Origin of the sequence: Pseudomonas sp. ADPe, assembly GCF_014843515.1 — a bacterium.
GTDB classification, from domain to species: domain Bacteria; phylum Pseudomonadota; class Gammaproteobacteria; order Pseudomonadales; family Pseudomonadaceae; genus Pseudomonas; species Pseudomonas citronellolis.
The window spans coordinates 5,264,842-5,289,140 of record NZ_CP062122.1 but is presented as its reverse complement, the minus strand read 5'-3'; the positions used below and the strand labels follow the sequence as shown (position 1 = coordinate 5,289,140).

The window sequence follows — 24,299 nt, the reverse complement described above, 5'->3', positions numbered from 1 at the left end:
CCGGCCACTCCGGACAGCCCCCTCTCCCTTCAGGGAGAGGGTTGGGGAGAGGGCCAGAGGTGGGGAACCAGACAAGGCTCAAGGAGTACAACAAAAATGCTCTTCACCCAGGAACACGAAGAACTCCGCCGCACCGTCCGCAACTTCGTCGACAAGGAGATCAACCCCTACGTCGACCAGTGGGAAAAGGACGGCCGCTTCCCCATCCATGAAGTGTTCAAGAAGGCCGGCGCCCTCGGCCTACTGGGCATCTCCAAGCCGGAGAAGTTCGGCGGCATGGGCCTGGACTACAGCTACTCGGTGGTCGCCGCCGAAGAGTTCGGCACCATCCACTGCGGCGGCGTGCCCATGTCCATCGGCGTGCAGACCGACATGTGCACCCCGGCCCTGGCCCGCTTCGGCTCCGACGAGCTGCGCGAGGAGTTCCTGCGCCCGGCCATCGCCGGCGAGATGGTCGGCTGCATCGGCGTCTCCGAGGTCGGCGCCGGCTCCGACGTGGCCGGGCTGAAGACCACTGCGCGCAAGGATGGCGACGACTACGTGATCAACGGCAGCAAGATGTGGATCACCAACTCGCCGTCGGCCGACTTCATCTGCCTGCTGGCCAACACCTCCGACGACAAGCCCCACGTCAACAAGTCGCTGATCATGGTGCCGATGAAGAGCAAGGGCATCAGCGTCAGCCCGCACCTGGACAAGCTCGGCATGCGCAGCTCGGAGACCGCCCAGGTGTTCTTCGACGACGTGCGCGTGCCGCAGCGCAACCGCATCGGCGCCGAGGGCGCGGGCTTCATGATGCAGATGCTGCAGTTCCAGGAGGAGCGCCTGTTCGGCGCGGCCAGCGGGATCAAGGGCATGGAGTACTGCGTCAACGCCACCATCGACTACTGCAAGGAGCGCAAGACCTTCGGCCAGGCGTTGATCGACAACCAGGTTATCCACTTCCGCATGGCCGAGCTGATGACCGAGATCGAGTGCCTGCGCGCCCTCACCTACCAGGCCACCGAACAGTACATCCGCGGCAAGGACGTGACGCGCCTGGCCTCCATGGCCAAGCTCAAGGTCGGCCGCCTGGCCCGCGAGGTCACCGACGCCTGCCTGCAGTACTGGGGCGGCCAGGGCTTCATGTGGGAGAACCCGATCTCCCGCGCCTACCGCGACACCCGCCTGGTGTCCATCGGCGGCGGCGCCGACGAGATCATGCTCGGCATCATCTGCAAGCTGATGGGCACCCTGCCGGGCAAGAAGAAGGGCTGAGAGCGGCGGCAGGCTACAGGCGGCAGGCGATGCGTCGCCCTGGCCTGAAGCCTGAAGCCTGAAGCCTGAAGCCTGAAGCCTGAAGCGATCGTATGAGGATTTGCGGCATGAGCGAATTGCCGAACTGCGAAACCCTGCTGCTGGAACGCGAAGGCGGCGTGCTGCACGTCACCCTCGACCGCCCGGACAGCCGCAACGCCATGAGCCTGGCCATGGTCGGCGAACTGCGCGCGGTGCTGGCCGCGGTGCGCGACCAACGCGAAGTGCGCGCCATCGTCCTGCGCGGTGCCGGCGGGCACTTCTGCGCCGGCGGCGACATCAAGGACATGGCCGGCGCCCGCGCCGCCGGCCCGGACGCCTACGCCGCGCTGAACCGCGCCTTCGGCGCCCTGCTGGAAGAGGCCCAGGCGCAGCCGCAGGTGCTGGTCGCGGTGCTGGAAGGCGCGGTGCTCGGCGGCGGCTTCGGCCTGGCCTGCGTGTCGGACATCGCCATCGCCGCCGACGGCGCCCAGTTCGGCCTGCCGGAAACCAGCCTTGGCGTGCTGCCGGCGCAGATCGCCCCCTTCGTGGTCAAGCGCATCGGCCTGACCCAGGCCCGCCGCCTGGCGCTCACTGCCGCCCGCTTCGACGGCCGCGAGGCGCTGCGCCTGGGCCTGGTGCACTTCAGCGAGGCCGGTGCCGATGCGCTCGGCCAGCGCCTGGCGGAATGCCTGGAACAGGTGCGCCGCTGTGCCCCCGGCGCCAACGCGCAGACCAAGGCGCTGCTGCTGGCCAGCGAGACCGAGGCCCTGGGCCCGCTGCTGGACGAGGCCGCAAAACAGTTCGCCGCCGCCGTGACCGGCGCGGAAGGCGCCGAAGGCACCCTGGCCTTCGTGCAGAAACGCAAACCGCAGTGGGCGCAGTAGCCGCCGGCCGCAACAGACAGCCCCCTCTCCCTTCAGGGAGAGGGTTGGGGAGAGGGAAACCAGCATGCCCAGCTTCGACAAGATTCTCATCGCCAACCGCGGCGAGATCGCCTGCCGGGTGATCCGCACCGCCCAGGCCCTGGGCTACCGCACGGTGGCGGTGTACAGCGAGGCCGACGCCGAGGCGCGCCACGTGCAACTGGCCGACGAGGCCGTGTGCATCGGCCCGGCGCCGGTCGGCCAGTCCTACCTGAAGGCTGCGGCCATCCTCGACGCAGCTCAGCGCACAGACGCCGACGCCGTGCATCCGGGCTACGGCTTCCTCTCGGAGAACGCCGGGTTCGCCCGCGCCTGCGAGGCCGCCGGCATCGTCTTCATCGGCCCCGGCGTGGAAGCCATCCACCTGATGGGCAGCAAGCGCCTGTCCAAGCTGGCCATGCTCGAAGCCGGCGTGCCCTGCATCCCCGGCTACGAAGGCGCCGAGCAGGACGACGCCACCCTGGCCCGCGAGGCCGAGCGCATCGGCTACCCGCTGATGATCAAGGCCAGCGCCGGCGGCGGCGGTCGCGGCATGCGCCTGGTGCAGGCGGCCAACGAGCTGGCCGCGCAGCTGCGCACCGCGCGCTCCGAGGCGCTGAACGCCTTCGGCAGCGACGAGCTGATCCTGGAGAAGGCGGTGATCCGCCCGCGTCACGTGGAAATCCAGGTGTTCGGCGACAGCCACGGCAACCTCGTCTACCTCGGCGAGCGCGACTGCTCGGTGCAGCGCCGCCACCAGAAGGTGATCGAAGAAGCGCCCTGCCCGGTGCTCGGCGCCGAACTGCGCCAGGCCATGGGCGAGGCGGCGGTGAAGGCGGCGGCGCGGGTGAACTACGTCGGCGCCGGCACCGTGGAGTTCCTGCTGGACGCCAGCGGCGCCTTCTACTTCCTGGAGATGAACACCCGCCTGCAGGTCGAGCACCCGGTCACCGAACTGGTCACCGGCCAGGACCTGGTGGCCTGGCAGATCCGCGTGGCCGAGGGCCAGCCGCTGCCGCTGAAGCAGGAGGAAATCCAGCTGCGCGGCCACGCCATCGAGGTGCGCCTGTACGCCGAGGACGCCGGCAACGGCTTCCTGCCGCAGACCGGCGAAGTGCTGCGCTGGGAGCCGCAGCTGCTGGACGGCATCCGCATCGACCACGGCCTGGTGGAGGGCCAGGCGGTGACGCCCTTCTACGACCCCATGCTGGCCAAGGTGATCGCCTACGGCACCACCCGCGACGAGGCCCGGCGCAAGCTGGTGCGCGCCGTGGAAGACTGCGTGCTGCTCGGGGTGAAGGCCAACCAGCGCTTCCTCGCCAACCTGCTCCGGCACCCCGAATTCGCCGCCGGCGAGGCCACCACTGCGTTCATCGCCGAACACTTCGCAGACGACCCCAGCCTGCGCCCGCAGGCGCCACAGCCCGCCGAACTGGCCCTGGCCGCCGCCCTGCTCTACCAGGCCTCGGCCAGCGCCCGCGCGCACCAGGGCGGCCTGGCCGGCTGGCGCAACGCCGGCAGCCTGCCTTGGCGCTACCAGTTGCACGACGGCGAACAGAAACACGCGGTGGAACTGGACGTGCTGGAGCCCGGCGCGCAGCCCAAGCTGCTGGCCTACATCGGCGAATCGGTGGTGGCGCTGAGCCTGATCGCCATCGACGAGCGCTGGGTGGTCGCCGAGGTCAACGGCATCCGCCGACGCATCGCCCACCATACCCAGGGCGAACGCGTCTGGCTGTATGGCGCCGGCGGCAACCTGGAACTGCGCGACGTCAGCCACGAGCCCGCCGGGACCCAGGGCGGTGTGGCGTCGGGTACGGTCAAGGCGCCGATGGACGGCGCCATCGTCGACGTGCTGGTCAGCGAAGGCGCGCGGGTCAGCAAGGGCCAGCTGCTGCTCGTGCTGGAGGCGATGAAAATGGAACATCCGCTCAAGGCCGGGGTCGACGGCATTATCCGCCGCATCCAGGTGAGCAAGGGCGAACAGGTCAAGAGCCGCCAGTTGCTGGTGGAGGTGGAGGCCGAAGACGCCTGAAACGCTTTTCGTAGGAGCGAGCTTGCTCGCGAAGGGGGTTCTGCTGGTGGCTTCGGTGCAAAGCCTGAAGAGCGCCCTCTCCCTAACCCTCTCCCTTCAGGGAGAGGGTTAGGGAGAGGGAACGGAGTCAACCCAACGCACCAGAACCGCCGGGAAACCCCATTCGCGAGCAAGCTCGCTCCTACAAGTGCAGTCCGAACACAACAAGAACACGGAGCCAAACCATGTCCCTGAACGCCAAGACCCTCTTCATCACTGGCGCCAGCCGCGGCATCGGCCGCGAGATCGCCCTGCGCGCCGCGCGCGACGGCGCCAACGTCGTGATCGCGGCGAAAAGCGCCGAACCCCATCCCAAGCTGGCCGGCACCATCCACAGCGTCGCCGAGGAAGTCGAGGCTGCCGGCGGCAAGGCCCTGGCCCTGCAGCTGGACGTGCGCGACGAGAACGCCGTGCGCGAGGCCATGGCCCGCGCCGCCGAGCACTTCGGCGGCATCGACGGGCTGGTCAACAACGCCGGCGCCATCAAGCTGGTGGGCGTGGAGCGCCTGGAGCCCAAGCGCTTCGACCTGATGTACCAGATCAACACCCGCGCGGTGATGGTCTGCAGCCAGGCCGCCCTGCCCTACCTGAAGCAGAGCCAGGGCCACATCCTCAGCCTGTCGCCGCCGCTGAACCTGGCCGAAAAATGGTTCGCCCAGCACGGCCCCTACACGGTCACCAAGTACGGCATGAGCATGCTCACCCTCGGCATGCACCAGGAGTTCGGGAAGTACGGCATCAGCGTCAACGCCCTGTGGCCGAAGACCATGATCGCCACCGCCGCCATCGAGTTCGAGCTGGGCAGCCGCGACGCCTTCAAGCGCGCCCGCACGCCGGCGATCATGGCCGACGCCGCCCACGCCATCCTCGACAGCACGGGCCGCAGCATCAGCGGGCGCCTGCTGATCGACGAGGAAATCCTCCGCGAACAGGGCGTGAGCGACTTCGAGCAATATCGCTTCGATCCGCAGGGCGGCCCGCTGGTGCCGGATCTGTTTCTGGACTAAAGGCTGGAGGCGTCGCAGCTTTTGACTTCCAGCTTCCGGCTTCAAGCTTCCAGCTCCCCCTTGACCCAACTGCCCCCCGCAAAACGCGCCAGAGTCATAGCCCCAGCCTCGCCGGCGTCCTAGAGTCGAACGGGCGTGCACACGCCAGACAACAATGACAACAAGGGCCCGCGTCAATGAGCCATGCCGACCTGATCACCCCCACCCGCTTCATCGCCCACCTGCCCGCCACCCTCGGGCGCGTGCCGCGCATGCTGCGCGGGCTCTACTACACCGGCATCCGCAACCGCGAGAAGAACCTGTCCCTGGGCTGGGCCCTGGAGCGCGCGGCGCGCCTGTACCCGGACGCCCCGGCCCTGCTGGAGGGCCAGCGGCGCCTGTCCTATGCCCTGTTCAACGGCTGGGCCAACCGCCTGGCCCGCGCCTTCCAGGCCGAGGGCGTGAAGCACGCCAGCGTGGTCGCGGTGATGCTGGAGAACCGCGCCGAACTGCTGGTGACCCTCGCCGCCCTGGCCAAGCTCGGCGCCGTGGGCGCGCTGATCAACACCACCCAGCGCGGCCAGGTGCTGGCCCACAGCCTGAACCTGGTCAGCCCCGGCCACTTCGTGGTCGGCGAGGAACTGCGCGAGGCCTTCGACGAAGTCCGCGCCAACCTGCAAGGCGGCGCCGAACGCCTGTACTGGGTGGCCGACGACGACACCCTGCGCGACCCCGGCCAGGCCCCGGCGGGCTGGGCCAACCTGATGCGCCTGGCCCAGGCCCAAAGCTCCGACAACCTGGCGGAAACCACCCAGGTGCGCCTGAAGGACGCCTGCTTCTACATCTACACCTCCGGCACCACCGGCCTGCCGAAGGCCTCGATCATGAGCCACGGGCGCTGGATCAAGGCCTATGGCGGCTTCGGCCACTCCGGCCTGGGCCTGGGCCGCGACGACGTGCTCTACCTGACCCTGCCCTGCTACCACAACAACGCCGTCACCGTGTGCTGGAGCGCGGTGCTGGCCGGCGGCGCGGCCATCGCCCTGCGCCGCAAGTTCTCCGCCAAGGCCTTCTGGAAGGACGTGCGCCATTACAACGCGACCTGCTTCGGCTATATCGGCGAACTGTGCCGCTACCTGCTCAACCAGCCGCCCTGCGAGGAAGAGCGCGACAACAGCCTGACCTGCATGATCGGCAACGGCCTGCGCCCGTCCATCTGGGGCGAGTTCAAGAACCGCTTCGGCATCGAGCGCATCACCGAGTTCTATGCCGCCAGCGAAGGCAACATCGGCTTCACCAACGTGTTCAATTTCGACAACACCGTGGGCTTCTCCCCGGCCACCTACGCCATCGTCCGCTACGACCTGGAAAACGACCGGCCTCTGCGCGACGCCAAGGGCTTCATGGAGAAGGTCGGCAAGGGCGAGTCGGGCCTGCTGATCAGCGAGATCAGCGACAAGTGGCCGTTCGACGGCTACACCGACCCGGCCAAGACCCAGGCGGTGATCTACCGCGACGTGTTCAAGCAGGGCGACGCCTGGTTCAACACCGGCGACCTGATGCGCGACCTGGGCTTCAAGCACACCCAGTTCGTCGACCGCCTGGGCGACACCTTCCGCTGGAAGGGCGAGAACGTCTCCACCACCGAGGTGGAAAACGTCCTCGGCGCCTTCCCCGGCGTGGAAGACGCGGTGGTCTACGGCGTGGAAATCCCCGGCACCGACGGCCGCTGCGGCATGGCCGCGCTACGCCTGGCGCCCGGCCAGGCGCTGGACGGCAAGGCACTGGCCGAACACCTGGACCGCGAACTGCCGGCCTATGCCGTGCCGCTGTTCCTGCGCCTGCTGCAGCAGGTGGAAACCACCGGGACCTTCAAGTACAAGAAGGCCGACCTGAAGAGCGCCGGGTTCGATCCGCGGCAGGTTGGCGAGGCGCTGTTCGTGCGGTTGCCGGGCGAGGTGGATTATCGGCTGCTGGATGAGGGGGTGTTCGGGGCGATCCAGCGCGGGGAACATCGGTTCTGACGGGCTTTTCTTTCGTGGGAGCGAGCTTGCTCGCGAAGGGGTTTCCAAATTGGGCGTGGTGCGTGCCCTGAAGAGCGCCCTCTCCCTAACCCTCTCCCTGAAGGGAGAGGGGACCGTTCGGAGTGCTTGGATATTCCTGAGTCAGCCGGACGTTACGGCATCCGGCTGAAACCATACCTTCAGCCGGCACGGACAAGCCCCCTCTCCCTTCAGGGAGAGGGCTGGGGAGAGGGGACGGACTTCGACATCGCTCCGGAGTCGAGCTTGACTCGGCTGTTCGCGAGCAAACTCCTACGAAGAGCCCCCCAACTCAATTCCGAAACTGAAACTGCACCTCCGCCCCACGAATCTCCGAATGCCAGCTGTCGTCACTGGGATCGCTGCGCTCCCCGCGCTCCCGCTGGATCAACCGGCCACCCACCTGGAACGGGCTCTCCTTCTCCTCGAACATCGGCGGCAGCAGCGGCTTGTCCAGGTCCTCGCGCAGGGCGCGGCCCGGTTCCAGGCCGTGCAGCATGTCCCTGGGCAGGCGCAGGTCGAGCTTGGAGGGCGGCAGCGGCTTGTTCACGCTGGGCTCGGCGGCTTTCTTCGGCTTGGCGTCGGCCACCGGCAGGCGCTCGGGGGCCAGGGGCTTGCCCAGTTCCGCCTTGGGCGCGGCCGGCTTCGCGCTGGCGGCGGGCGCCGGCCTGGGCGGCGCTGCGGGTTCGGGCGGCGGGGCCTTTTCCGCCGGGGCGGCGGGCGCCACCGCGGGCGCCTCGGCCTTGGCCGGTGGCGTCTTGTCGGCATCGCCGCAGGCGCTCAGCAACAGCGGCAGGAGGGTCAGCAGAACGAAGCGTCGCAACATCACGGGGCAGGCAAATGGCCAGGGGCGCGCCATCCTCGCCTTAGTTGATCTGTAAGACAAGAGGCTCGGATCAATCCGAAGGCAATTCCGATGGACGCGCTCAGGCTCTCAAGGGCGGGCCTCCAGGCGCCGCAGCTCGGCGTCGATATCCAGCCGCGGATAACGCCGCTGCAGGTCCTCGCGCAGGCTCGCGGCGGCCGCCTGGTCGCCCTTTTGCCGCAACTCGGCCAGGCGCCGCAGGCTGGCCTGCGGTTCCGCCGGGGCCGGCTCGGCGCTGCGTTTGGCCATGGGTGCTGCCTCGTCAGCGGCTACCGCGCTTTCCGCCATCTGCTTGCGCTGCTCCAGCTGCGGCGCCGGCGCCACGGCGGGGGCGGCCGGCGCCGAGTACAGCGCCGGGGCGGCCTGGCGGGCGGAGCGGGCCATGGATTCGGCCTTGGGCGCCGGGGCCATGGCCGGCGCGACGGCGTCGTAGCGCGGGGCTTCCTCGAAGGTGCGCAAGGCCAGGCTCAGGCCGATGCCCAGGGTCGCCACCCCGGCCAGGGCCACCGACCAGCGCTGCGGCCGGCCGAACAACCAGCGGCCCAGGCGCTGCCAGGCATTCGCGCGCGGCTGCACGGCGGCGCGGGCCGCGGCCAGGATGCGGGCGTCCAGCTGCGCCGGGGGCTGCTCGCCGCCGTGCCGGCGGAAATGCTCGAGCAGCTCGGCTTCCTCGGCGTCCGGCCGCTGCGGATGGCGGGTCATGGGGCTACCTCCTGGGTCGCCGCCGGGTCGGCGAGCAACCGGCGCAGTTTCTGCAACGCGTAGCGCAGGCGGCTCTTCACCGTCTCGGCGGGCGTGCGGGTCAGTTCGGCGATCTCCTGCAGTTCCAGGTCGCCGTGGGCGCGCAGCAGGAACACTTCGCGCTGCTCGCCGGGCAACGCCTCCAGGGCCTGCTGCAGGCGCTCGCGGTCGCGGCTCAGGCTCAGCTGCCGCAGCGGGTCCTCGGCCTCGCCGGGCAGCGCCTCGCCGTGCAACTGCTCGTCGAAGGCCTCGTGCTGCGCGCTGCGCCGGCCGTTGCGCCGCCAGTGGTCGATCAGCCGGTTGCGGGCGATCCGGTACAGCCAGGTGCGGAAGCTGGCCCGGCCCTCGGGCTCGCTGTCGCTGCGGATCAGGCTCAGCCAGGTTTCCTGGAACACTTCCTCGGCCTGCGCGACGTCACCGCCCAGGCCGCAGAGAAAGCGGTACAGGCCCAGGCGATGGCGCGCGTAGAGCGCGGCGAAGGCCTCGGCATCGCCTTTGCGGTAGCGCCGCAGCAGCGCGGCGTCGTCTTCGTCCGTGGTCAAGTCAGGGGTTCCGTGCCAAGGGGGTTTGCAGGCTGCGCGCCAGCTCGACGAGCTGGAGGAATTCGCCGCGCAGGCCGAACGGGTCCTCGCCGCGCGCGCTTCGGGCCAGGGCCAGAGTATCGCCCAGGTCGAAGCCGCCGGTGTAGCGCGCACCGTCGAGCTGCTGGGCGAAGGCCGCCACCGCCGCGGCGAAGCGCAGGTCGTCGCTGGCCCGGGCCAGATCGGTAGCGCCGGTTGTGGCTATCGGGCGTTCGACGAGCTGGCTGGGCCCGCCCTCCGGCCTCTGCCAACGCACCCGCAGCCAGGCCAGTTCGTCGCCCTTGCCGGCGGGCTTGGCCTCGGCCTGGTAGCGCAGCGGTTCGAGCCAGCCCTTCTGCCCTTTCGGGACGATTTCGTAGAGCGCGGTGACCGTATGCCCGGCGCCGATCTCGCCGGCGTCGACCTGATCGTTGTTGAAGTCCTCGCGCTTCAGCGCGCGGTTCTCGTAGCCCAGCAGGCGGTACTCGCTGACCTGCGCCGGGTTGAATTCCAGCTGGAGCTTCACGTTCTTCGCCAGCACCGCGAGGGTCGAGCTGAGCTGCTCCACCAACACCTTGCGCGCCTCGCGCAGGTTGTCGATGTAGGCGTAGTTGCCGTCGCCGGCGTCGGCCAGCTGCTCCATCAGGCGCTCGTTGTAGTTGTCCACGCCGAAGCCCAGGGTGGTCAGCGACACCCCGCTGCGGCGCTTCTCGGCGGCCATGGCCTTGAGGCTGTCGAAGTCGCTGATGCCGACGTTGAAGTCGCCGTCGGTGGCCAGCAGGATGCGGTTGATGCCCTTGTCGATGAAACCCTGCTGCGCCATGCGGTAGGCCAGCTCGATGCCCGCCGCGCCGGCGGTGGAGCCACCGGCCTGCAATTGCTCGATGGCGGCGCGGATTTTCGCCTTGTCCTTGCCCGAGGTGGGTTCCAGCACCACCCGCGAGTCGCCGGCATAGACCACCAGCGATACCTTGTCCTGCGGCCGCAGCTGGTCCACCAGCAGCTTGAGGGTGCCCTTCACCAGCGGCAGGCCTTCGCGGCGGTCCATGGAGCCGGAGACGTCCACCAGGAATACCAGGTTGGCCGGCGGCAGTTGCTCGACGCTGCTCTCCGAAGCCTTGATGCCGATGCGCAGCAGCCGGGTGTGCGGGTTCCATGGCGACGGCGCCAGCTCGGTGGTGATGCCGAAGGGGCTCTCGTCGCTGGGCGGCGCGTAGGCATAGGGGAAGTAGTTGAGCATCTCTTCCAGGCGCACCGCGCCCTGGGGCGGCAGGCGGCCCTCGTTGAGCAGGCGGCGGACGTTGGCGTAGCTGCCGGTGTCCACGTCGATGCTGAAGGTCGACACCGGCGCCTCGGCGACGCTGTGTACCGGGTTCTGCGCCAGCTTCTGGTATTGCTCGCGGTCCTGGTCGCGATAGCCGGCCGGCAACGGCTCGGGCGCCACGGGCAGGGCGTAGCTTTCCAGCATCGGCGTGGCGGCCGGCGTGGCGCGGCGGGCCTCGCGCTTGGCGGCCAGGTCGGCGCGCGGCGCCTGTTTCGTCATCGAAGGCTGGGCGGCCTGTTGCTGGGTGGACTGGCCACAACCGCCCACGGCCAGCAGCAGGCCGATGGCGAGGGGACGGAAGGCGGAAGCGGGAAGGGACATGACGGCGGCCTCGGTGAAGGAGTCAAACCTTCAGACGAGGCCGTCAGCCAAAACGGGTTAAGCATCAACCCTATTCAACCCCAGGTGTTTCAGGCAGCGATCTGCTCCTCCTGGCACAGCTGGCAGGCCAGCATGCCGAGGGTCATGATCGCCCGCTCCGCCTCGCGGTTCCACGGGATGCCGCAGGTCAGGCGCAGGCAGTTGTTGAACTGCTCGGTGTTGCTGAAGATCAGCCCCGGGGCGATGCTGATGCCCTGCTCCAGCGCGCGCACGTGCAGTTCCTTGGTGTTCACCTTGGCCGGCAGGCTGACCCAGAGGATGAAGCCGCCCTTGGGCCGGGTCATCTGCGTGCCTTCGGGGAAGTACTGCTGCACCGCCAACTGGTAGGCGGTCATGTTCTTGCGGTACTCCTGGCGGATGTAGCGCAGGTGGCGGTCGTAGCCGCCGTTCTCCAGGTAGGCGGCCACGCCCATCTGCGTCACCGTGCACGCCGAGTGCGTGGTGAAGGTCTGCAGGCGGCGGATTTCCTCCTGGTAGCGCTCGGCGATGATCCAGCCGATGCGCACTCCCGGCGAGATGGTCTTGGAGAAGCTCGAGCAGTACACCACCCGGCCCTCGCGGTCATGGGCCTTGAGTGACTTGGTCTGGCCCTCGTCGAACATCAGCTCGCCGTAGATGTCGTCCTCGATCACCCCGATGTTGTGCTCGGCGGTGAGCTTGAGCAGTTGCTTCTGGCGCTCCTCGGGGATGGTCCCGCCCAGCGGGTTGGACAGCCGCGCGGTCAGCACCAGGGCCTTGATCGGCCACTGGTTGGCGGCGAGCTGCAGGGCCTCCAGGCTGATGCCGGTGAGCGGGTCGCTGGGGATCTCGATGACTTTCAGGCCGAGGATGTCGGCCAGTTGCAGCAGGCCGTAGTAGCTGGGCGACTCGGTGGCGATCAGGTCGCCCGGGCGCGTCATCACCCGCAGCGCCATGTGGATGGCGTCCACGCAGCCGTGGGTGATGGTCACCTGGCTGGGATCGACCACCACGCCGGCGTCGCGCATGCGGATCGCCACCTGGCGGCGCAGCGGCTCGTAGCCGGGGCTGAACATGTAGCTGAAGGCCCGCGGGCTGGAGAAGCGGGTGACCTTGGCCAGTTGCTGGTGCAGCGCGCGCACCGGCAGGTAGTCCACGTGGGGCACCGCCGCGCCCAGGGGGAACACGCCCTCGCGGCGCGCCTCGGCCAGCACCTGGTTGATGATGCTGCTGCGGGTCACCAGGCCCGGGCGCTCGACCCGCGCGATGTCCGGGGTCGAGGCGGTCAGCGCCGGGGTGTGGTGCACGTAGAAGCCGGACTGCGGGCGCGCGCGGATCAGCCCCTGGTCCTCCAGGGTGGCGTAGGCCTGCAGCACGGTGGCGTGGCTGACGTTGAGCTGGGTGCTCAGCTTGCGTACCGAGGGCACGCGCTCGCCCGGCTGGTAGACGCCGCGGCGGATGTCCTCGGCGAGTTGCTGGGCGATGCGTTGGTACAGAAGCAGATTGCTCATGGCGGCGATCCCTCGGGCATTGGACCGAAACAGTAGCCAAAAACTCGAAACTGTTCCAGAACAGTAGCAGGGAAACATGCCGATACAGCCCGCCGCCGATGATCGGCGCAGGCCGCGCGCCAGAGCGCCTCAGAACTCCCCGAGCCAGTCCAGCATGCCGGCGATCACCAGTTGCGCGTCGTTGGTCACGCCCAGCTTCCTCATGGCGTTGCGCTTGTGGGTGCTGATGGTGGAAACGCTGCGGCTGGTGCGCTCGGCGATCTCGCCGACCGTGGCGCCATGGGACAGGCGGAGCAGGATGTCGATCTCGGTGGGGCTCAGCGGCTGGCCGGTATGGCGCTGCGGGCGCAGGGTGGGGTCGGTGTAGGCCAGCCCCTGGCGAATCCGCGTCACCGCCTCGTCCAGTACCGACAACGGGCTGCGCTTGCAGACATAGGCGCTGGCGCCGCACTTGAGCGAGGCCCGCGCCATCAGCGGCGCCCCCGACACCGAGTAGACCAGCACCTTGAGCTGCGGGTAGTTGCGCTGCAGCCATTCGAGCAAGTGCACGCCATCGCGCCCGCGCGAGCCGGGCAAGGCCATCTCGGTGATCAGCAGATCGAGGTCGGGGCGTTCGCTCAACTGGCGCAGCAGCGAATCTGTATCGGTGACCCAGTCCAGCACCTGCACCTGGCTCTGGTCGGCCAGGTAGCGCTGCAACCCCCAGCCGGTCAGCGGCTGGGCATCGGCGACGAGGGCTTTGAGAGTTTCACGTTTGAAGGGCATTGCGGGTTCCTGCTGGCGGACGCCCCGGAGTGGGGTGGTCCCATCGGCGTATTTTCGCCAAGGCGACCCTCGAACAGCTTCGAGATGCCGCCCTGCCAACAGGTTAGCAGCGCCGAGCCGGCCCGCCCGGCGCCGGGGGCTCAGCGCTGGGCGCCGAGCTGGCCCTTGTCGTCGGAGAAGACTATTTCCACGCGGCGGTTCTGCGCGCGGCCCAGGGACGAGGCGTTGTCCGCCACCGGGTAGGCCTCGCCGAAGCCCTGCACCTGGATGCGCTTGGCGTCCACGCCGAGGTCGGTTAGCACGTCGGCCACCGCCTGGGCGCGGTCCCGGGATAACTGCTGGTTCTCCTGCTCGTCGCCCTGGTTGTCGGTGTAGCCCTCGATGCGGATCACCCGCCGCGGGTTGAGCTGGAGGAACTGCACCAGCTTGAGCACGGTGCGGTTGGCGGCGGGCTTGAGGTCGGACTCGCCGCTGTCGAACAGCACGTCGCCGAGGGTCAGCACCAGGCCGCGCTCGGTCTGGTCGGTGGCCAGGCTGACCATCTGCTCTTCCAGCCACTTGCTCTGCTCCTGCACGCTGGCCAGCTTGGCCTCGCGCAGGGCCAGCTGCAGGCGCTCGCGGTCGAGCTGCTGGCGGGCCAGGCGCTCCTGGTTCAGCGCCAGGTTGCTGCGCTCGCGGGCGATCTCGCTGTAGCGCTGGCTGAGGTAGGCGTACTGCAGCACGTCGTCGTTGCTGCCCCAGTAGCTGGACAGGCGCTCGGCGCGGGCCAGGGACTCGCCGGCGCGGATCACGTCGCGCGGCGCGCTGTGCAGCACACCGGTGTCGTCCTTGACCGCCTGGAACTCGCTGCGCGCGCGCTCCAGGGACTGCTCGGCGAGCTGCCCGTGGGTGCAGCCCGCCAGGGCCAGGGCGGCGGCGACCAGGCCGCATGGCATCAACCGGCGCGGGCTCATTTCACTTCCCCCAGCTGACGGCGCAGGCGCTGGATGCTCTTGCCCTGCTCGGCCAGTTGCGCGGCGCTCTTGCCGGTCAGCACCTTGGCCTCGGCCAGGCGCGCGTCCAGTTCGGCCTGCTCGGCGAGCTGCCGGGCGCGCTTGTTGGCGGCGCCGGCCAGGGCCTCGCGGGCGGCCTGGTACTTGTCCTCGGCCAGCTTGAACTCGGCCACCGCGTCCGTGGCGCCGACCGCCCGGGCCTGGTCCAGGGCCTGCTCGGTGAGACGCATCTGCTCGTTGGGAAGCGGGTCGTTGGCGCATCCCGCCAGGGCGCACAGCAACAGCCCGGGGAGGGTCATGCTTGGCTTGCTCACGAAATCTTCTCTACTGCGTGGGAGAGGCGGCGGACCGCGCTTGCTCGGCCTGCCAGCGCTGCAGGTTGCGCTGCAACAGGCGCTGCGGTACGCCGGCGGCAATCAATTCTGTCATCTTTTCCTGCAGTTGTCCGCGCAGTTCCGGGCCGTAGCAGGGCGAGGCGTGGGCCAGGGTCAGGTACAGCCCTTCGCTGGAGATCGGCGGCTCCAGCGGTTGCAGGCGCTGCTGCAGGCCCAGCCGGGCCGCCGTGGCCAGGCCGGGGAAGCGCTCGTAGAGCACGTAGTCGGTGCGCCCCAGGGCCAGCTTCTGGAAGGCCTGGGCTACGCTGGGCACCTCTTCCAGGGTCAGCTGCTGCTCGGCGAAGTCGTCGAAGGCGGCGCCGAAGCTGTTGTTCACCAGGGTGCCGCCCTTGTGGCCGCGCAGGTCTTCCCAGCGGGCGTAGGGGAAGCCTTCGCCCTTGTGCACCCAGACCACGTTGTCGGTGCTGAGGAAGGCCGGGCGGATGTAGTCCATGATCGCCTCGCGCTCGGGCGTGAGGAAGGCGCCGGCGAGCAGGTCGACGCGGCCCAGGCGCGCCTCTTCCTGGGCGCGGGCCCAGGAGCCGGTGTAGCGCACGCGGATGCTCACGCCCATGGACTTGCCCAGTTGCTCCAGCAGCTCGGCGCTGGCCCCGACCAGGCGCTCCGGCTGGGCGGGGTCGCGCCAGAGGAACGGCGGGTATTCCGGGTTGCCGCTGGCCACCAGCACCGAACACTGGCTGCTCTGGGCGTGGGCATACAGCGCCAGCAGGCCGACCATGGCCAGCAGGACGCGGCTGCGCCTGATCATGCGCGGTCCTCGCGAACCGGCGAAAGGGAGGGCGGTGCGTATGACGACGGCATGCTAGCTTCTGTAAGAAAAAGTTCTGAGCGAAGGGTCAGACTAGGCGAATTCGGACGCCAGTGCAGCATGTCACTGTTCAGGTGGATACGCCAAGCCGGGAACCGTCGCGTTCCCTTCCCGCCCCTCGATTTCCGCTACCCCGGTCACAAGGATCACCGATGAAGAAAGTCCTGCTCGCCCTCGTCCTGCTGCTGGCCGCCGGCGCCGGCGTGCTCTACGCCTTCCCTTCCACCCTGCTGGCCAGCGCCCAGTTCGTCGAGCGCACCCGCGCCGGCCTGGACGAGCAGAGCGTGCGCGTCGACGGCCTGGACATCCGCTACTACGAGGGTGGCCCGCGCGAGGCCGAGACCGTCCTGCTGGTCCACGGCTTCGGCGCCGACAAGGACAACTGGCCGCGCTTCGCCCGCTACCTGACCTCGCGCTACCACGTGCTCATCCCCGACCTGCCCGGCTTCGGCGAAAGCAGCCAGCCCCAGGCCATCAGCTACGACGTCGGCACCCAGGCCGAGCGCCTGGTGGACTTCGCCAAGGCCCTGGGCATCGGCCGCCTGCACCTGGTGGGCAACTCCATGGGCGGGCAGATAGTCGCGCTGATGGCCGCGCGGCATCCGGACATGGCCTTCTCCGTGGGCCTGTTCGACAACGCCGGGATCATGGCCCCGCAGCAGAGCGAGCTGTTCAAGCGTCTGCTCGGCGGGAAGTCCAACCCGCTGGTGCTGAGCCGCCCCGAGGACTTTTCCGGGCTGATGGACTTCGTCTTCTACCAGCGCCCGCCGATGCCCGAGCGCCTGCAACTGTACCTGGGCGAGCGCGGCGTGCAGCGCAGCCAGCTCAACGCCTACATCTTCGGCCAGCTGCGCGAGCGCTACATCCCGCTGGAGCCGGAACTGCCGAAGATCACCGCACCCACCCTGCTGCTGTGGGGCGACCGCGACCGCGTGCTGGACGTTTCCAGCATCGAGGTGATGAAGCCGCTGCTCAGGCATCCCAGCGTGGCCATCCTGCGCGATTGCGGCCACGTGCCGATGATCGAACGCCCGGAAGAGACCGCCAGCCACTACCTGGACTTCCTCGAACAGGCCAGGGCCCAGCGCACCGCGATTCGCTGAAGCCGGAATGCAGAACCGGCGGCTGGGCGCCGGTTCTGTGCGGAGCGAAGATCAGCGCTTAAAGCTGGATCAGGCCGGGTATCTGCACGTCCGGATTGACGTCCTGCTCGTAGTCCACCCCGGCGATCTCGAAGCCGAACAGGCGCAGGAACTCGGTCTTGTAGCCGGTGAAGTCGGTCAGCTGATACAGGTTCTCGTTGGTCACCTGGTTCCACAGTTCCTTCACCTTGTCCTGCACGTCCGGCTGCAGCTCCTTGTAGTCGGCGCGCAGGCGGCCGTCGGCGTCCAGGTGCGGCTGGCTGCCGTAGAGGCTGTCGCGGAACAGGCCGTCGACCTGCTCGATGCAACCCTCGTGGGTGCCCTTCTCCTTCATCACCTTGAACAGCAGCGACAGGTACAGCGGCATCATCGGGATGGCCGAGCTGGCCTGGGTGACCACGGCCTTGAGCACCGACACGCGGGCGTCACCACCGGTGGCGGCCAGCTTCTCGCGAATGCCCAGGACCTTCTGGTCCAGGTCCTTCTTGGCGGCGCCGATGGAGCCGTTCCAGTACAGGTCGTGGGTGATCTCTTCGCCCAGGTAGGTGAAGGCGGTGGTCTTGGCGCCATCGGCCAGTACGCCGGCTTCCTGCAGCGCGTCCATCCACATCTGCCAGTCTTCGCCACCCATCACCGCGACGGTGTTGGCGATTTCCTCGGGGGTCGCCGGCTCCATCACGCTTTCCTTGATCACTTCCTTGTCGGTGTCCAGGCCGCGGAAGTTGACGGTCTTGCCCACCGGCTTGAGCACCGAGTTGAAGACTTCGCCGGTCTTCGGATGGGTGCGGCGCGGGGCGGCCAGGCTGTAGACCACCAGGTCGACCTTGCCCAGGTCCTGCTTGATGGTTTCGATGGTGACCTTCTTCACCTCGTCGGAGAAGGCGTCGCCATTGATGCTGCGGGCATACAGGCCCTTGGCGTGGGCGAACTTCTCGAAGGCCGCCGAGTTGTACCAGCCGGCGGTGCCGGCCTTGGTCTCGCTGCCGGGGCGCTCGAAGAACACGCCCAGGGTGGCGGCGCCGGCGCCGAAGGCGGCGCTGATGCGCGCGGCCAGGCCGTAGCCGGTGGACGAGCCGATCACCAGGACCTTCTTCGGACCGTTGGCGATGGGGCCATGCGCCTCGACGTACTCGATCTGTTCCTTGACGTTGGCTTCGCAGCCGGTCGGATGGGTAGTGACGCAGATGAAGCCACGCACGCGCGGTTTGATGATCATGAAAACCTCGTTTGCCAGGTGCCGTTAGAACAGGTTCAGGTACTGAAGACGTCGCGCATTGTAGATGAGACACCTTCTCTTGGGCGCAACCGGGAGAAGATTCGTGACCAGTGGGTCATCCCCTGCGGCGAACACGGGAAACCCGGGGCCCGAAATGAAAGAACCCGCTCCTGGGAGCGGGTTCCTTCGTCAGCGGTTCAGGCTCAGACGGCCTTTTCCAGCTCCGGTACGAGTTCGAACAGATCGCCAACCAGGCCGTAGTCGGCGACCTGGAAGATCGGCGCCTCTTCGTCCTTGTTGATGGCCACGATGACTTTCGAGTCCTTCATGCCCGCCAGGTGCTGGATGGCACCGGAGATGCCCACGGCGATGTAGAGCTGCGGGGCGACGATCTTGCCGGTCTGGCCGACCTGCATGTCGTTCGGCACGAAACCGGCGTCGACGGCGGCGCGGGAAGCGCCGACGGCGGCGCCCAGCTTGTCGGCCAGGGCGTAGAGGATCTTGAAGTTGTCGCCGTTGCCCATGCCGCGGCCACCGGAGACCACGATCTTGGCGGCGGTCAGTTCCGGACGGTCGGACTTGGCCAGCTCTTCGCCGACGAAGGCGGACTTGCCGGCATCGGCCGGGCCGGAAACCTGCTCGACGGCAGCCGAACCGCCTTCGGCGGCGACGGCGTCGAAGCCGGTGGTGCGCACGGTGATGACCTTGACCGGGGCCGAGGACTGCACGGTGGCGATGGCGTTGCCGGCGTAGATCGGGCGCTTGAAGGTGTCGGCGCTGACCACGTCGATGATCTCGGAGATCTGGTCGACGTCCAGCAGCGCGGCGACGCGCGGCAGGTAGTTCTTGCCGTTGGTGGTGGCGGCGGCCAGGATGTGGCTGTAGCCCTTGCCGAGGTCGGCCACCAGCGGAGCGACGTTCTCCGGCAGTTGGTGGGCGTAGGCGGCGTTGTCGGCGACCAGCACCTTGGCAACGCCCGCGATCTTGGCGGCGGCTTCGGCCACGGCACCGACGTTCTGGCCGGCGACCAGCACGGCGACATCGCCACCGATCTTCTGTGCGGCAGCGACGGTGTTCAGGGTGGCAGCGCCCAGGACGCCGTTGTTGTGCTCAGCGATTACCAGGATAGCCATCAGATTACTTTCGCCTCGTTCTTCAGTTTCTCGACCAGTTCAGCCACGGACTTGACCTTGATGCCGGCGCTGCGGGCAGCCGGAGCTTCCACTTTCAGGGTCTTCACGGTGGAAGCGGTGGAAACGCCGAGGGCGTCCGGGGTCACCACGTCCAGCGGCTTCTTCTTCGCTTTCATGATGTTCGGCAGCGACGCGTAGCGCGGCTCGTTCAGGCGCAGGTCGGTGGTGACGATCGCCGGCAGGTTCAGCGCAACGGTCTGCAGACCGCCGTCGATTTCACGGGTGACGTTGACCTTGTCGCCAGCGACTTCGACCTTGGAGGCGAAGGTGCCCTGGGCGTAGCCGGTCAGCGCGGCCAGCATCTGGCCGGTCTGGTTGTTGTCGCTGTCGATGGCCTGCTTGCCGAGGATCACCAGCTGCGGCTGCTCTTTGTCGACCACGGCCTTCAGGGCCTTGGCGATGGCCAGGGAATTCAGTTCTTCGTTGGTCTCGACCAGGATGGCGCGGTCGGCGCCCAGGGCCAGGGCGGTGCGCAGTTGTTCCTGGGCCGCGGTCGGGCCGACGGAGACGGCGACGATTTCAGTGGCGACGCCTTTTTCCTTCAGACGCACGGCCTCTTCCACGGCGATTTCGCAGAAGGGGTTCATGGACATTTTCACGTTGGCGAGATCGACGCCGGAGTTGTCCGCCTTGACGCGGACCTTGACGTTATAGTCAACCACTCGTTTGACAGCTACAAGAACCTTCATGGATTCCTCGTTTTTCTCCGGTGAATAGGAATGTCGCCAGACAGGCCTGGCCGGTAGTGCACGCCATCTGCGACTACATCCAGCGAGACCGCGACCGCAAAACCGTGGCTATCTTGACCGCATCGCCCTGTCGGGTCAATACGCGTGAATGCCCGTTCATAAGGCGCGGAAGCCGATTCTATCAGGCTTCCGCGCATTTCAAACAAACGTTTGTATTGCCCAAAACGGGGGGTATAACTATGCTGGGCCCTGTCGCTATAATTGCGCCCCGCTCTGTCCGGGGTAGCGCCCCCGGCCCCATACCAACAAATAGCCTGTAGAGCCTTGAGTTAGGAGAGATCGAGAAGTGGAACGCGAATACATGGAATTCGACGTCGTCATCGTCGGCGCCGGCCCTGCCGGTCTGTCCGCCGCATGCCGACTGAAGCAGAAGGCCGCCGACGCGGGTCAGGAAATCAGCGTCTGTGTGGTCGAGAAGGGTTCCGAAGTAGGCGCCCACATTCTCTCTGGCGCCGTGTTCGAGCCCCGCGCGCTGAACGAGCTGTTCCCCAACTGGAAGGAACTCGAAGCCCCGCTGAACACCCCGGTCAAGCGCGACGACATCTACGTCCTGAAGAACGACCAGGCCGCCACCAAGGTGCCGAACTTCTTCGTGCCCAAGACCATGCACAACGAGGGCAACTACATCATCTCCCTGGGCAACCTGTGCCGCTGGCTGGCCCAGCAGGCCGAAGGCCTGGGCGTCGAGATCTACCCGGGCTTCGCCGCCCAGGAAGCGCTGATCGACGAGAACGGCGTGGTCCGCGGCATCGTCACCGGCGACCTGGGCGTCGACCGCGAAGGCAATCCGAAAGAAGGGTACTACACCCCGGGTATGGAGCTGCGCGCCAAGTACACCCTGTTCGCCGAAGGCTGCCGTGGCCACATCGGCAAGCAGTTGATCAGGAAGTACAAGCTCGACAGCGACGCCGACGCCCAGCACTACGGCATCGGCATCAAGGAAATCTGGGACATCGACCCGGCCAAGCACGACCAGGGCCTGGTGGTGCACACCGCCGGCTGGCCGCTGAACGACGACAACCCGGGCGGCTCCTTCCTCTATCACCTGGAGAACAACCAGGTGGTGGTCGGCCTGATCATCGACCTGTCCTACAGCAACCCGCACCTGTCGCCCTTCGACGAGTTCCAGCGCTACAAGCACCACCCGGTGATCAAGCAGTACCTCGAAGGCGGCAAGCGCGTGGCCTACGGCGCCCGCGCCATCTGCAAGGGCGGCCTGAACTCGCTGCCGAAGATGGTCTTCCCCGGCGGCGCGCTGATCGGCTGCGACCTGGGCACCCTGAACTTCGCCAAGATCAAGGGCAGCCACACCGCCATGAAGTCCGGCATGCTGGCCGCCGAGGCCATCGCCGAAGCCCTGGCCGCCGGCCGTGAAGGCGGCGACGAGCTGACCAATTACGTGGACGCCTTCAAGGCCAGCTGGCTGTACGACGAGCTGTTCCGCAGCCGTAACTTCGGCGCAGCCATCCACAAGTTCGGCGCCATCGGCGGCGGTGCCTTCAACTTCATCGACCAGAACTTCTTCGGCGGCAAGATTCCGCTCACCCTGCACGACACCACCCCGGACTACGCCTGCCTGAAGAAGGCCAGCGAAGCGCCGAAGATCGACTACCCGAAACCGGACGGCAAGCTGAGCTTCGACAAGCTCTCCTCGGTGTTCCTCTCCAACACCAACCACGAGGAAGACCAGCCGATCCACCTCAAGCTGACCGATCCGAGCGTGCCGATCGCCAAGAACCTGCCGCTCTACGACGAGCCCGCGCAGCGCTACTGCCCGGCCGGCGTGTACGAAGTGGTAAGCAACGACGACGGCAGCAAGCGCTTCCAGATCAACGCGCAGAACTGCGTGCACTGCAAGACCTGCGACATCAAGGACCCGGCGCAGAACATCACCTGGATCGCCCCGGAAGGCACCGGCGGGCCGAACTATCCCAATATGTAAATCAGCCCAACATGTAAGGCCGTCGCGTAGAAAGAACGCCGTTTCCCTCACAGGAAACGGCGTTTTTTGTGCCTGCGCCGAGGTGCTCTTCGTAGGATGGGTTGAGCCTGCGAAACCCATGCGGTCGTGGTGATGGGTATCGCTTCGCTCAACCCATCCTACGACTACATTGCAGGCGAGCACGGCTTTTCGTAGGAGCGGGCCCTGCCCGCGAATCGCGCGCAGGGCGCGCTCCTACAAGGAGTACGGGCGCAGGGGCTTGAGGCCCCAACCGCTGTAGCGACACCTTCCGCGAACTACCGGCCGCTCCGGGACCCGCCGGTCACGACTGCGGGCCGATGGCGAAGAACTCGCCGCCGCTCCACACGCCCAGCCATTCCCGGCCATCGATCAGGCGCGGCACGGCCAGTTCGACCAGCTGGTAGAAGACGTTGCGGTGGATCAGCGCCTCCAGGTTGCTGCGCACCAGCACGTAGGGCGCCGGTTCCTGGGTCTGCGGGTCGATGTCGACGCGGATCGGGTGTTCGGGGCCGGCGACGAACTCGTCCTCGACGTTGCTGGTGAAGCGCAGTTGCTGGGCCTCGCCCTGCCCTTCCACGCTCAGCGTCACGGCGACGAAAGGCGCATCGTCGACGCGGATGCCGCACTTCTCCACCGGGGTGACCAGGAAGTAGTCGTCGCCATCGCGGCGGATGATGCTGGAGAACAGCTTGACCATCGGCTTGCGCCCGATGGGCGTGCCCAGGTAGTACCAGGTGCCGTCGCGGGCGATGCGCATGTCGATGTCGCCGCAGAACGGCGGGTTCCACAGGTGCACGGGCGGCAGGCCCTTGCTGGCGGGAATCTGCGCCAGCAGGTCGCCGGCCTTGCCTGTATCGGTCATTGGAACTCCTCGGTCGCCTTCACCCCCAGCAGGCTGCGGGCGTAGTCTTCCAGCGGCGGCCCGATCAGGTCCTCGGGCCGGGCGTCGTAGAACGTCAGGAAACCGCCGCGGCTGCGGATGGTGGCGCTGTCCAGCAGGAAGCGGTTGCCGGTGTCGATCAGCATCACCTGGATCACGCTGCGGTCGCGTCCGACGTTGTTGTCGGTGTCTTCATACTCTTCCCAGTTTCCCACATTGTCCTCGCCGCGGGCGAAGCGCGTGTACAGCAGGTAGTCGGCGCCGGCCGCCCGCGCCTCCTGCATGGCCTCGTCCAGGCCCTCCGGGACCTTGGCCCGGCGCACCTGCGGGAAGTATTCGACGAAGCCCTTGAAGGCCTCCTCCGCCACCACGTTGGGCCGCGCGTAGGGATGCCCCGGCGGCACGAAGTGCCCCTGGGCGATGTAGATGAAGGAGTCCGGCTGCACCCGCCAGTTCCCCGTGCGGCGGGTGTGGCTGTGGTCGAGGAAGCCGGCGTCGCCCATGTAGTAGCCGGTGCGTTCGGCCATGTCGCTGGGCTTCATGCAGCCGGCCAGCGCAGCCAGGGCCAGGGTCAACAACAGGTAGCGCATTCGATCTCTCCGCGGCCGGCGTCGAAAAACCGGCGTTGGCCGGACGGATGCAGCTTCCGCGCCATCACAGGCCGCGCTGCCATTCCTGGCGCAACTTCGCCTGCTGCGGCCGCTCGATGGCCTCGCGCACCTGGGCCAGCAGGCGCGGCTTGTCGGCGCCAAGCACGCCCTTGAGCACAAGGTAGTTGGAGGCGTGGTCGCTACGGAACACGGTGTCGCGCAACTCCAGACCCTGCAGCAGGCGCTCGACCTCGGCGAACAGTTGGGCCTGGCCCAGCGGCTGGAAGTCGGGGAAGCCTTCGCGCAAGCGCTGCTCGCCGGTGGGGAAGCTGACCACCAGGGTGGAGAGGAACTCCGGCTGCGCGGCGTTCATCAGCCGCGCCGAGTTGTCCGCGTGCTGCTCGCTCAGGCCCTGGCCGCCGAGGCCGTTGAGGATCATCACCGAGCGCTTGATGCCGGCCTGGCCGAGCTTGTCCAGGGCATCGAGGGTCGAGGCGTAGGTCTCGCCCTTGTTCACCCGCGCCAGCACCTCGTCGTCGCCGGACTCGGCGCCGACGTAGGCCATGCCCAGCCCAGCGTCGGCCAGCTCCTTCAGTTCCGCCACCGACTTCTTGCGCAGGTTGCGCGGCAGGCAGTAGCTGGACACCCGCCGCACCTCCGGCAGGTGCTCGCGGATCGCCCGCAGGACGTTCAGCAGGCGCCGCGTCGGCAGCACCAGGGCGTCGCCGTCGGCGAGGAACACACGCTGGACGATCAGGCGCTCGCCGCAGCGGCGGATCTCCTCCAGCACCTCGGCCTCGTCGCGGGCGCGGAATTTCTTCTGCGGCTGGGTGTACATCTCGCAGAAGCCGCACTGGTTCCAGGAGCAGCCGTTGGTCACCGGCAGGATCAGCGAATGCGCCTCGCTCGGCGGGCGGAACACCGGTTCGATATAGGAAATGGGGAAGTCGTGCATGGATCGCTTGGCTTGGGGAATGTCGGGTT

22 protein-coding genes are annotated in these 24,299 nt (G+C 67.8%); 7 read left to right on the top strand and 15 right to left on the bottom strand.

Going from position 1 to position 24,299, the window contains the following annotated elements; translation table 11 throughout:
* The first annotated feature begins 96 nt into the window (after window positions 1–96).
* The 5 genes from atuD (at window position 97) to IG194_RS24075 (ending at window position 7,264) form a co-directional block, all read left to right on the top strand.
* A complete protein-coding gene (atuD, locus tag IG194_RS24095; RefSeq protein WP_058070993.1) occupies window positions 97–1,257 on the top strand; it encodes a citronellyl-CoA dehydrogenase in 1,161 nt (386 codons plus the stop codon).
* A 107-nt stretch (window positions 1,258–1,364) separates the two neighbouring features.
* Window positions 1,365–2,162: an isohexenylglutaconyl-CoA hydratase gene (gene atuE, locus IG194_RS24090; protein WP_058488956.1), complete on the top strand. Its 798-nt coding sequence runs from the start codon at window positions 1,365–1,367 to the stop codon at window positions 2,160–2,162.
* 64 nt (window positions 2,163–2,226) lie between these two features.
* Window positions 2,227–4,215 carry a geranyl-CoA carboxylase subunit apha gene (gene atuF / locus IG194_RS24085; RefSeq protein WP_058488955.1) on the top strand — a complete coding sequence of 663 codons (1,989 nt, stop codon included), beginning with the start codon at window positions 2,227–2,229 and terminating at the stop codon, window positions 4,213–4,215.
* Window positions 4,216–4,439: 224 nt separating this feature from the next.
* Window positions 4,440–5,261, top strand: coding sequence for an SDR family oxidoreductase (locus IG194_RS24080; RefSeq protein WP_058488954.1), 822 nt, complete (start codon window positions 4,440–4,442; stop codon window positions 5,259–5,261).
* A gap of 176 nt (window positions 5,262–5,437) precedes the next feature.
* Window positions 5,438–7,264: a long-chain-acyl-CoA synthetase gene (locus tag IG194_RS24075; RefSeq protein ID WP_058488953.1), complete on the top strand. Its 1,827-nt coding sequence runs from the start codon at window positions 5,438–5,440 to the stop codon at window positions 7,262–7,264.
* A gap of 310 nt (window positions 7,265–7,574) precedes the next feature.
* Here the strand turns inward: IG194_RS24075 and IG194_RS24070 are convergent, their stop codons facing one another.
* From IG194_RS24070 to IG194_RS24030, 9 genes are all read right to left on the bottom strand, one after another.
* Complete coding sequence (locus IG194_RS24070; RefSeq protein ID WP_064987667.1) at window positions 7,575–8,108, bottom strand: hypothetical protein; 534 nt, start codon at window positions 8,106–8,108, stop codon at window positions 7,575–7,577.
* Window positions 8,109–8,216: 108 nt separating this feature from the next.
* Window positions 8,217–8,849, bottom strand: coding sequence for a hypothetical protein (locus tag IG194_RS24065; protein ID WP_058488951.1), 633 nt, complete (start codon window positions 8,847–8,849; stop codon window positions 8,217–8,219).
* A complete protein-coding gene (locus IG194_RS24060; protein ID WP_082996383.1) occupies window positions 8,846–9,430 on the bottom strand; it encodes an RNA polymerase sigma factor in 585 nt (194 codons plus the stop codon). The genes IG194_RS24065 and IG194_RS24060 overlap by 4 nt, the downstream gene beginning before the upstream one ends.
* Window position 9,431: 1 nt before the next feature.
* A complete protein-coding gene (locus IG194_RS24055) occupies window positions 9,432–11,093 on the bottom strand; it encodes a vWA domain-containing protein (protein WP_058488950.1) in 1,662 nt (553 codons plus the stop codon).
* A gap of 89 nt (window positions 11,094–11,182) precedes the next feature.
* Complete coding sequence (locus IG194_RS24050) at window positions 11,183–12,622, bottom strand: PLP-dependent aminotransferase family protein (RefSeq protein WP_058071001.1); 1,440 nt, start codon at window positions 12,620–12,622, stop codon at window positions 11,183–11,185.
* Between the two features lie 129 nt (window positions 12,623–12,751).
* On the bottom strand, window positions 12,752–13,387 hold the full coding sequence (locus tag IG194_RS24045) for a response regulator transcription factor (RefSeq protein WP_043267231.1): 636 nt from the start codon (window positions 13,385–13,387) through the stop codon (window positions 12,752–12,754).
* Window positions 13,388–13,527: 140 nt separating this feature from the next.
* Window positions 13,528–14,340 carry an OmpA family protein gene (locus tag IG194_RS24040; RefSeq protein ID WP_009621473.1) on the bottom strand — a complete coding sequence of 271 codons (813 nt, stop codon included), beginning with the start codon at window positions 14,338–14,340 and terminating at the stop codon, window positions 13,528–13,530.
* Window positions 14,337–14,678: a DUF4398 domain-containing protein gene (locus tag IG194_RS24035; RefSeq protein ID WP_058071003.1), complete on the bottom strand. Its 342-nt coding sequence runs from the start codon at window positions 14,676–14,678 to the stop codon at window positions 14,337–14,339. The genes IG194_RS24040 and IG194_RS24035 overlap by 4 nt, the downstream gene beginning before the upstream one ends.
* Window positions 14,679–14,703: 25 nt before the next feature.
* Window positions 14,704–15,522, bottom strand: a complete 819-nt coding sequence (locus IG194_RS24030; RefSeq protein WP_043267233.1) for a substrate-binding periplasmic protein — start codon at window positions 15,520–15,522, stop codon at window positions 14,704–14,706.
* A 212-nt stretch (window positions 15,523–15,734) separates the two neighbouring features.
* On the opposite strand from IG194_RS24030, the gene IG194_RS24025 reads away from it, so the two are divergent.
* Window positions 15,735–16,685, top strand: a complete 951-nt coding sequence (locus tag IG194_RS24025; RefSeq protein WP_058488949.1) for an alpha/beta fold hydrolase — start codon at window positions 15,735–15,737, stop codon at window positions 16,683–16,685.
* 58 nt (window positions 16,686–16,743) lie between these two features.
* On the opposite strand, the gene fabV is transcribed toward IG194_RS24025, so the two are convergent.
* From fabV to IG194_RS24010, 3 genes are all read right to left on the bottom strand, one after another.
* Entirely contained in the window at window positions 16,744–17,940 is a 1,197-nt protein-coding gene (gene fabV / locus IG194_RS24020; RefSeq protein WP_058488948.1) for an enoyl-ACP reductase FabV, read from the bottom strand.
* A gap of 203 nt (window positions 17,941–18,143) precedes the next feature.
* Window positions 18,144–19,073: an electron transfer flavoprotein subunit alpha/FixB family protein gene (locus IG194_RS24015; RefSeq protein ID WP_058071006.1), complete on the bottom strand. Its 930-nt coding sequence runs from the start codon at window positions 19,071–19,073 to the stop codon at window positions 18,144–18,146.
* A complete protein-coding gene (locus IG194_RS24010; protein WP_009621462.1) occupies window positions 19,073–19,822 on the bottom strand; it encodes an electron transfer flavoprotein subunit beta/FixA family protein in 750 nt (249 codons plus the stop codon). Before IG194_RS24010 ends, IG194_RS24015 begins: the two co-directional genes overlap by 1 nt.
* Before the next feature lie 346 nt (window positions 19,823–20,168).
* Between IG194_RS24010 and IG194_RS24005 the strand changes: the two genes are divergently transcribed.
* Window positions 20,169–21,824 carry an electron transfer flavoprotein-ubiquinone oxidoreductase gene (locus IG194_RS24005; RefSeq protein ID WP_043316143.1) on the top strand — a complete coding sequence of 552 codons (1,656 nt, stop codon included), beginning with the start codon at window positions 20,169–20,171 and terminating at the stop codon, window positions 21,822–21,824.
* Window positions 21,825–22,146: 322 nt separating this feature from the next.
* Here IG194_RS24005 and IG194_RS24000 read toward each other — a convergent pair whose 3' ends face one another.
* The 3 genes from IG194_RS24000 to IG194_RS23990 all read right to left on the bottom strand — a co-directional run bounded on the left by IG194_RS24000 (window position 22,147) and on the right by IG194_RS23990 (window position 24,270).
* Window positions 22,147–22,707 (bottom strand): DUF1285 domain-containing protein, encoded by a 561-nt coding sequence (locus IG194_RS24000; RefSeq protein ID WP_058488947.1) that lies wholly within the window; start codon window positions 22,705–22,707, stop codon window positions 22,147–22,149.
* On the bottom strand, window positions 22,704–23,315 hold the full coding sequence (locus IG194_RS23995; RefSeq protein WP_058488946.1) for a DUF4823 domain-containing protein: 612 nt from the start codon (window positions 23,313–23,315) through the stop codon (window positions 22,704–22,706). Before IG194_RS23995 ends, IG194_RS24000 begins: the two co-directional genes overlap by 4 nt.
* Window positions 23,316–23,379: 64 nt before the next feature.
* A complete protein-coding gene (locus IG194_RS23990; protein ID WP_009621455.1) occupies window positions 23,380–24,270 on the bottom strand; it encodes a radical SAM protein in 891 nt (296 codons plus the stop codon).
* Between the last annotated feature and the right edge of the window lie 29 nt (window positions 24,271–24,299).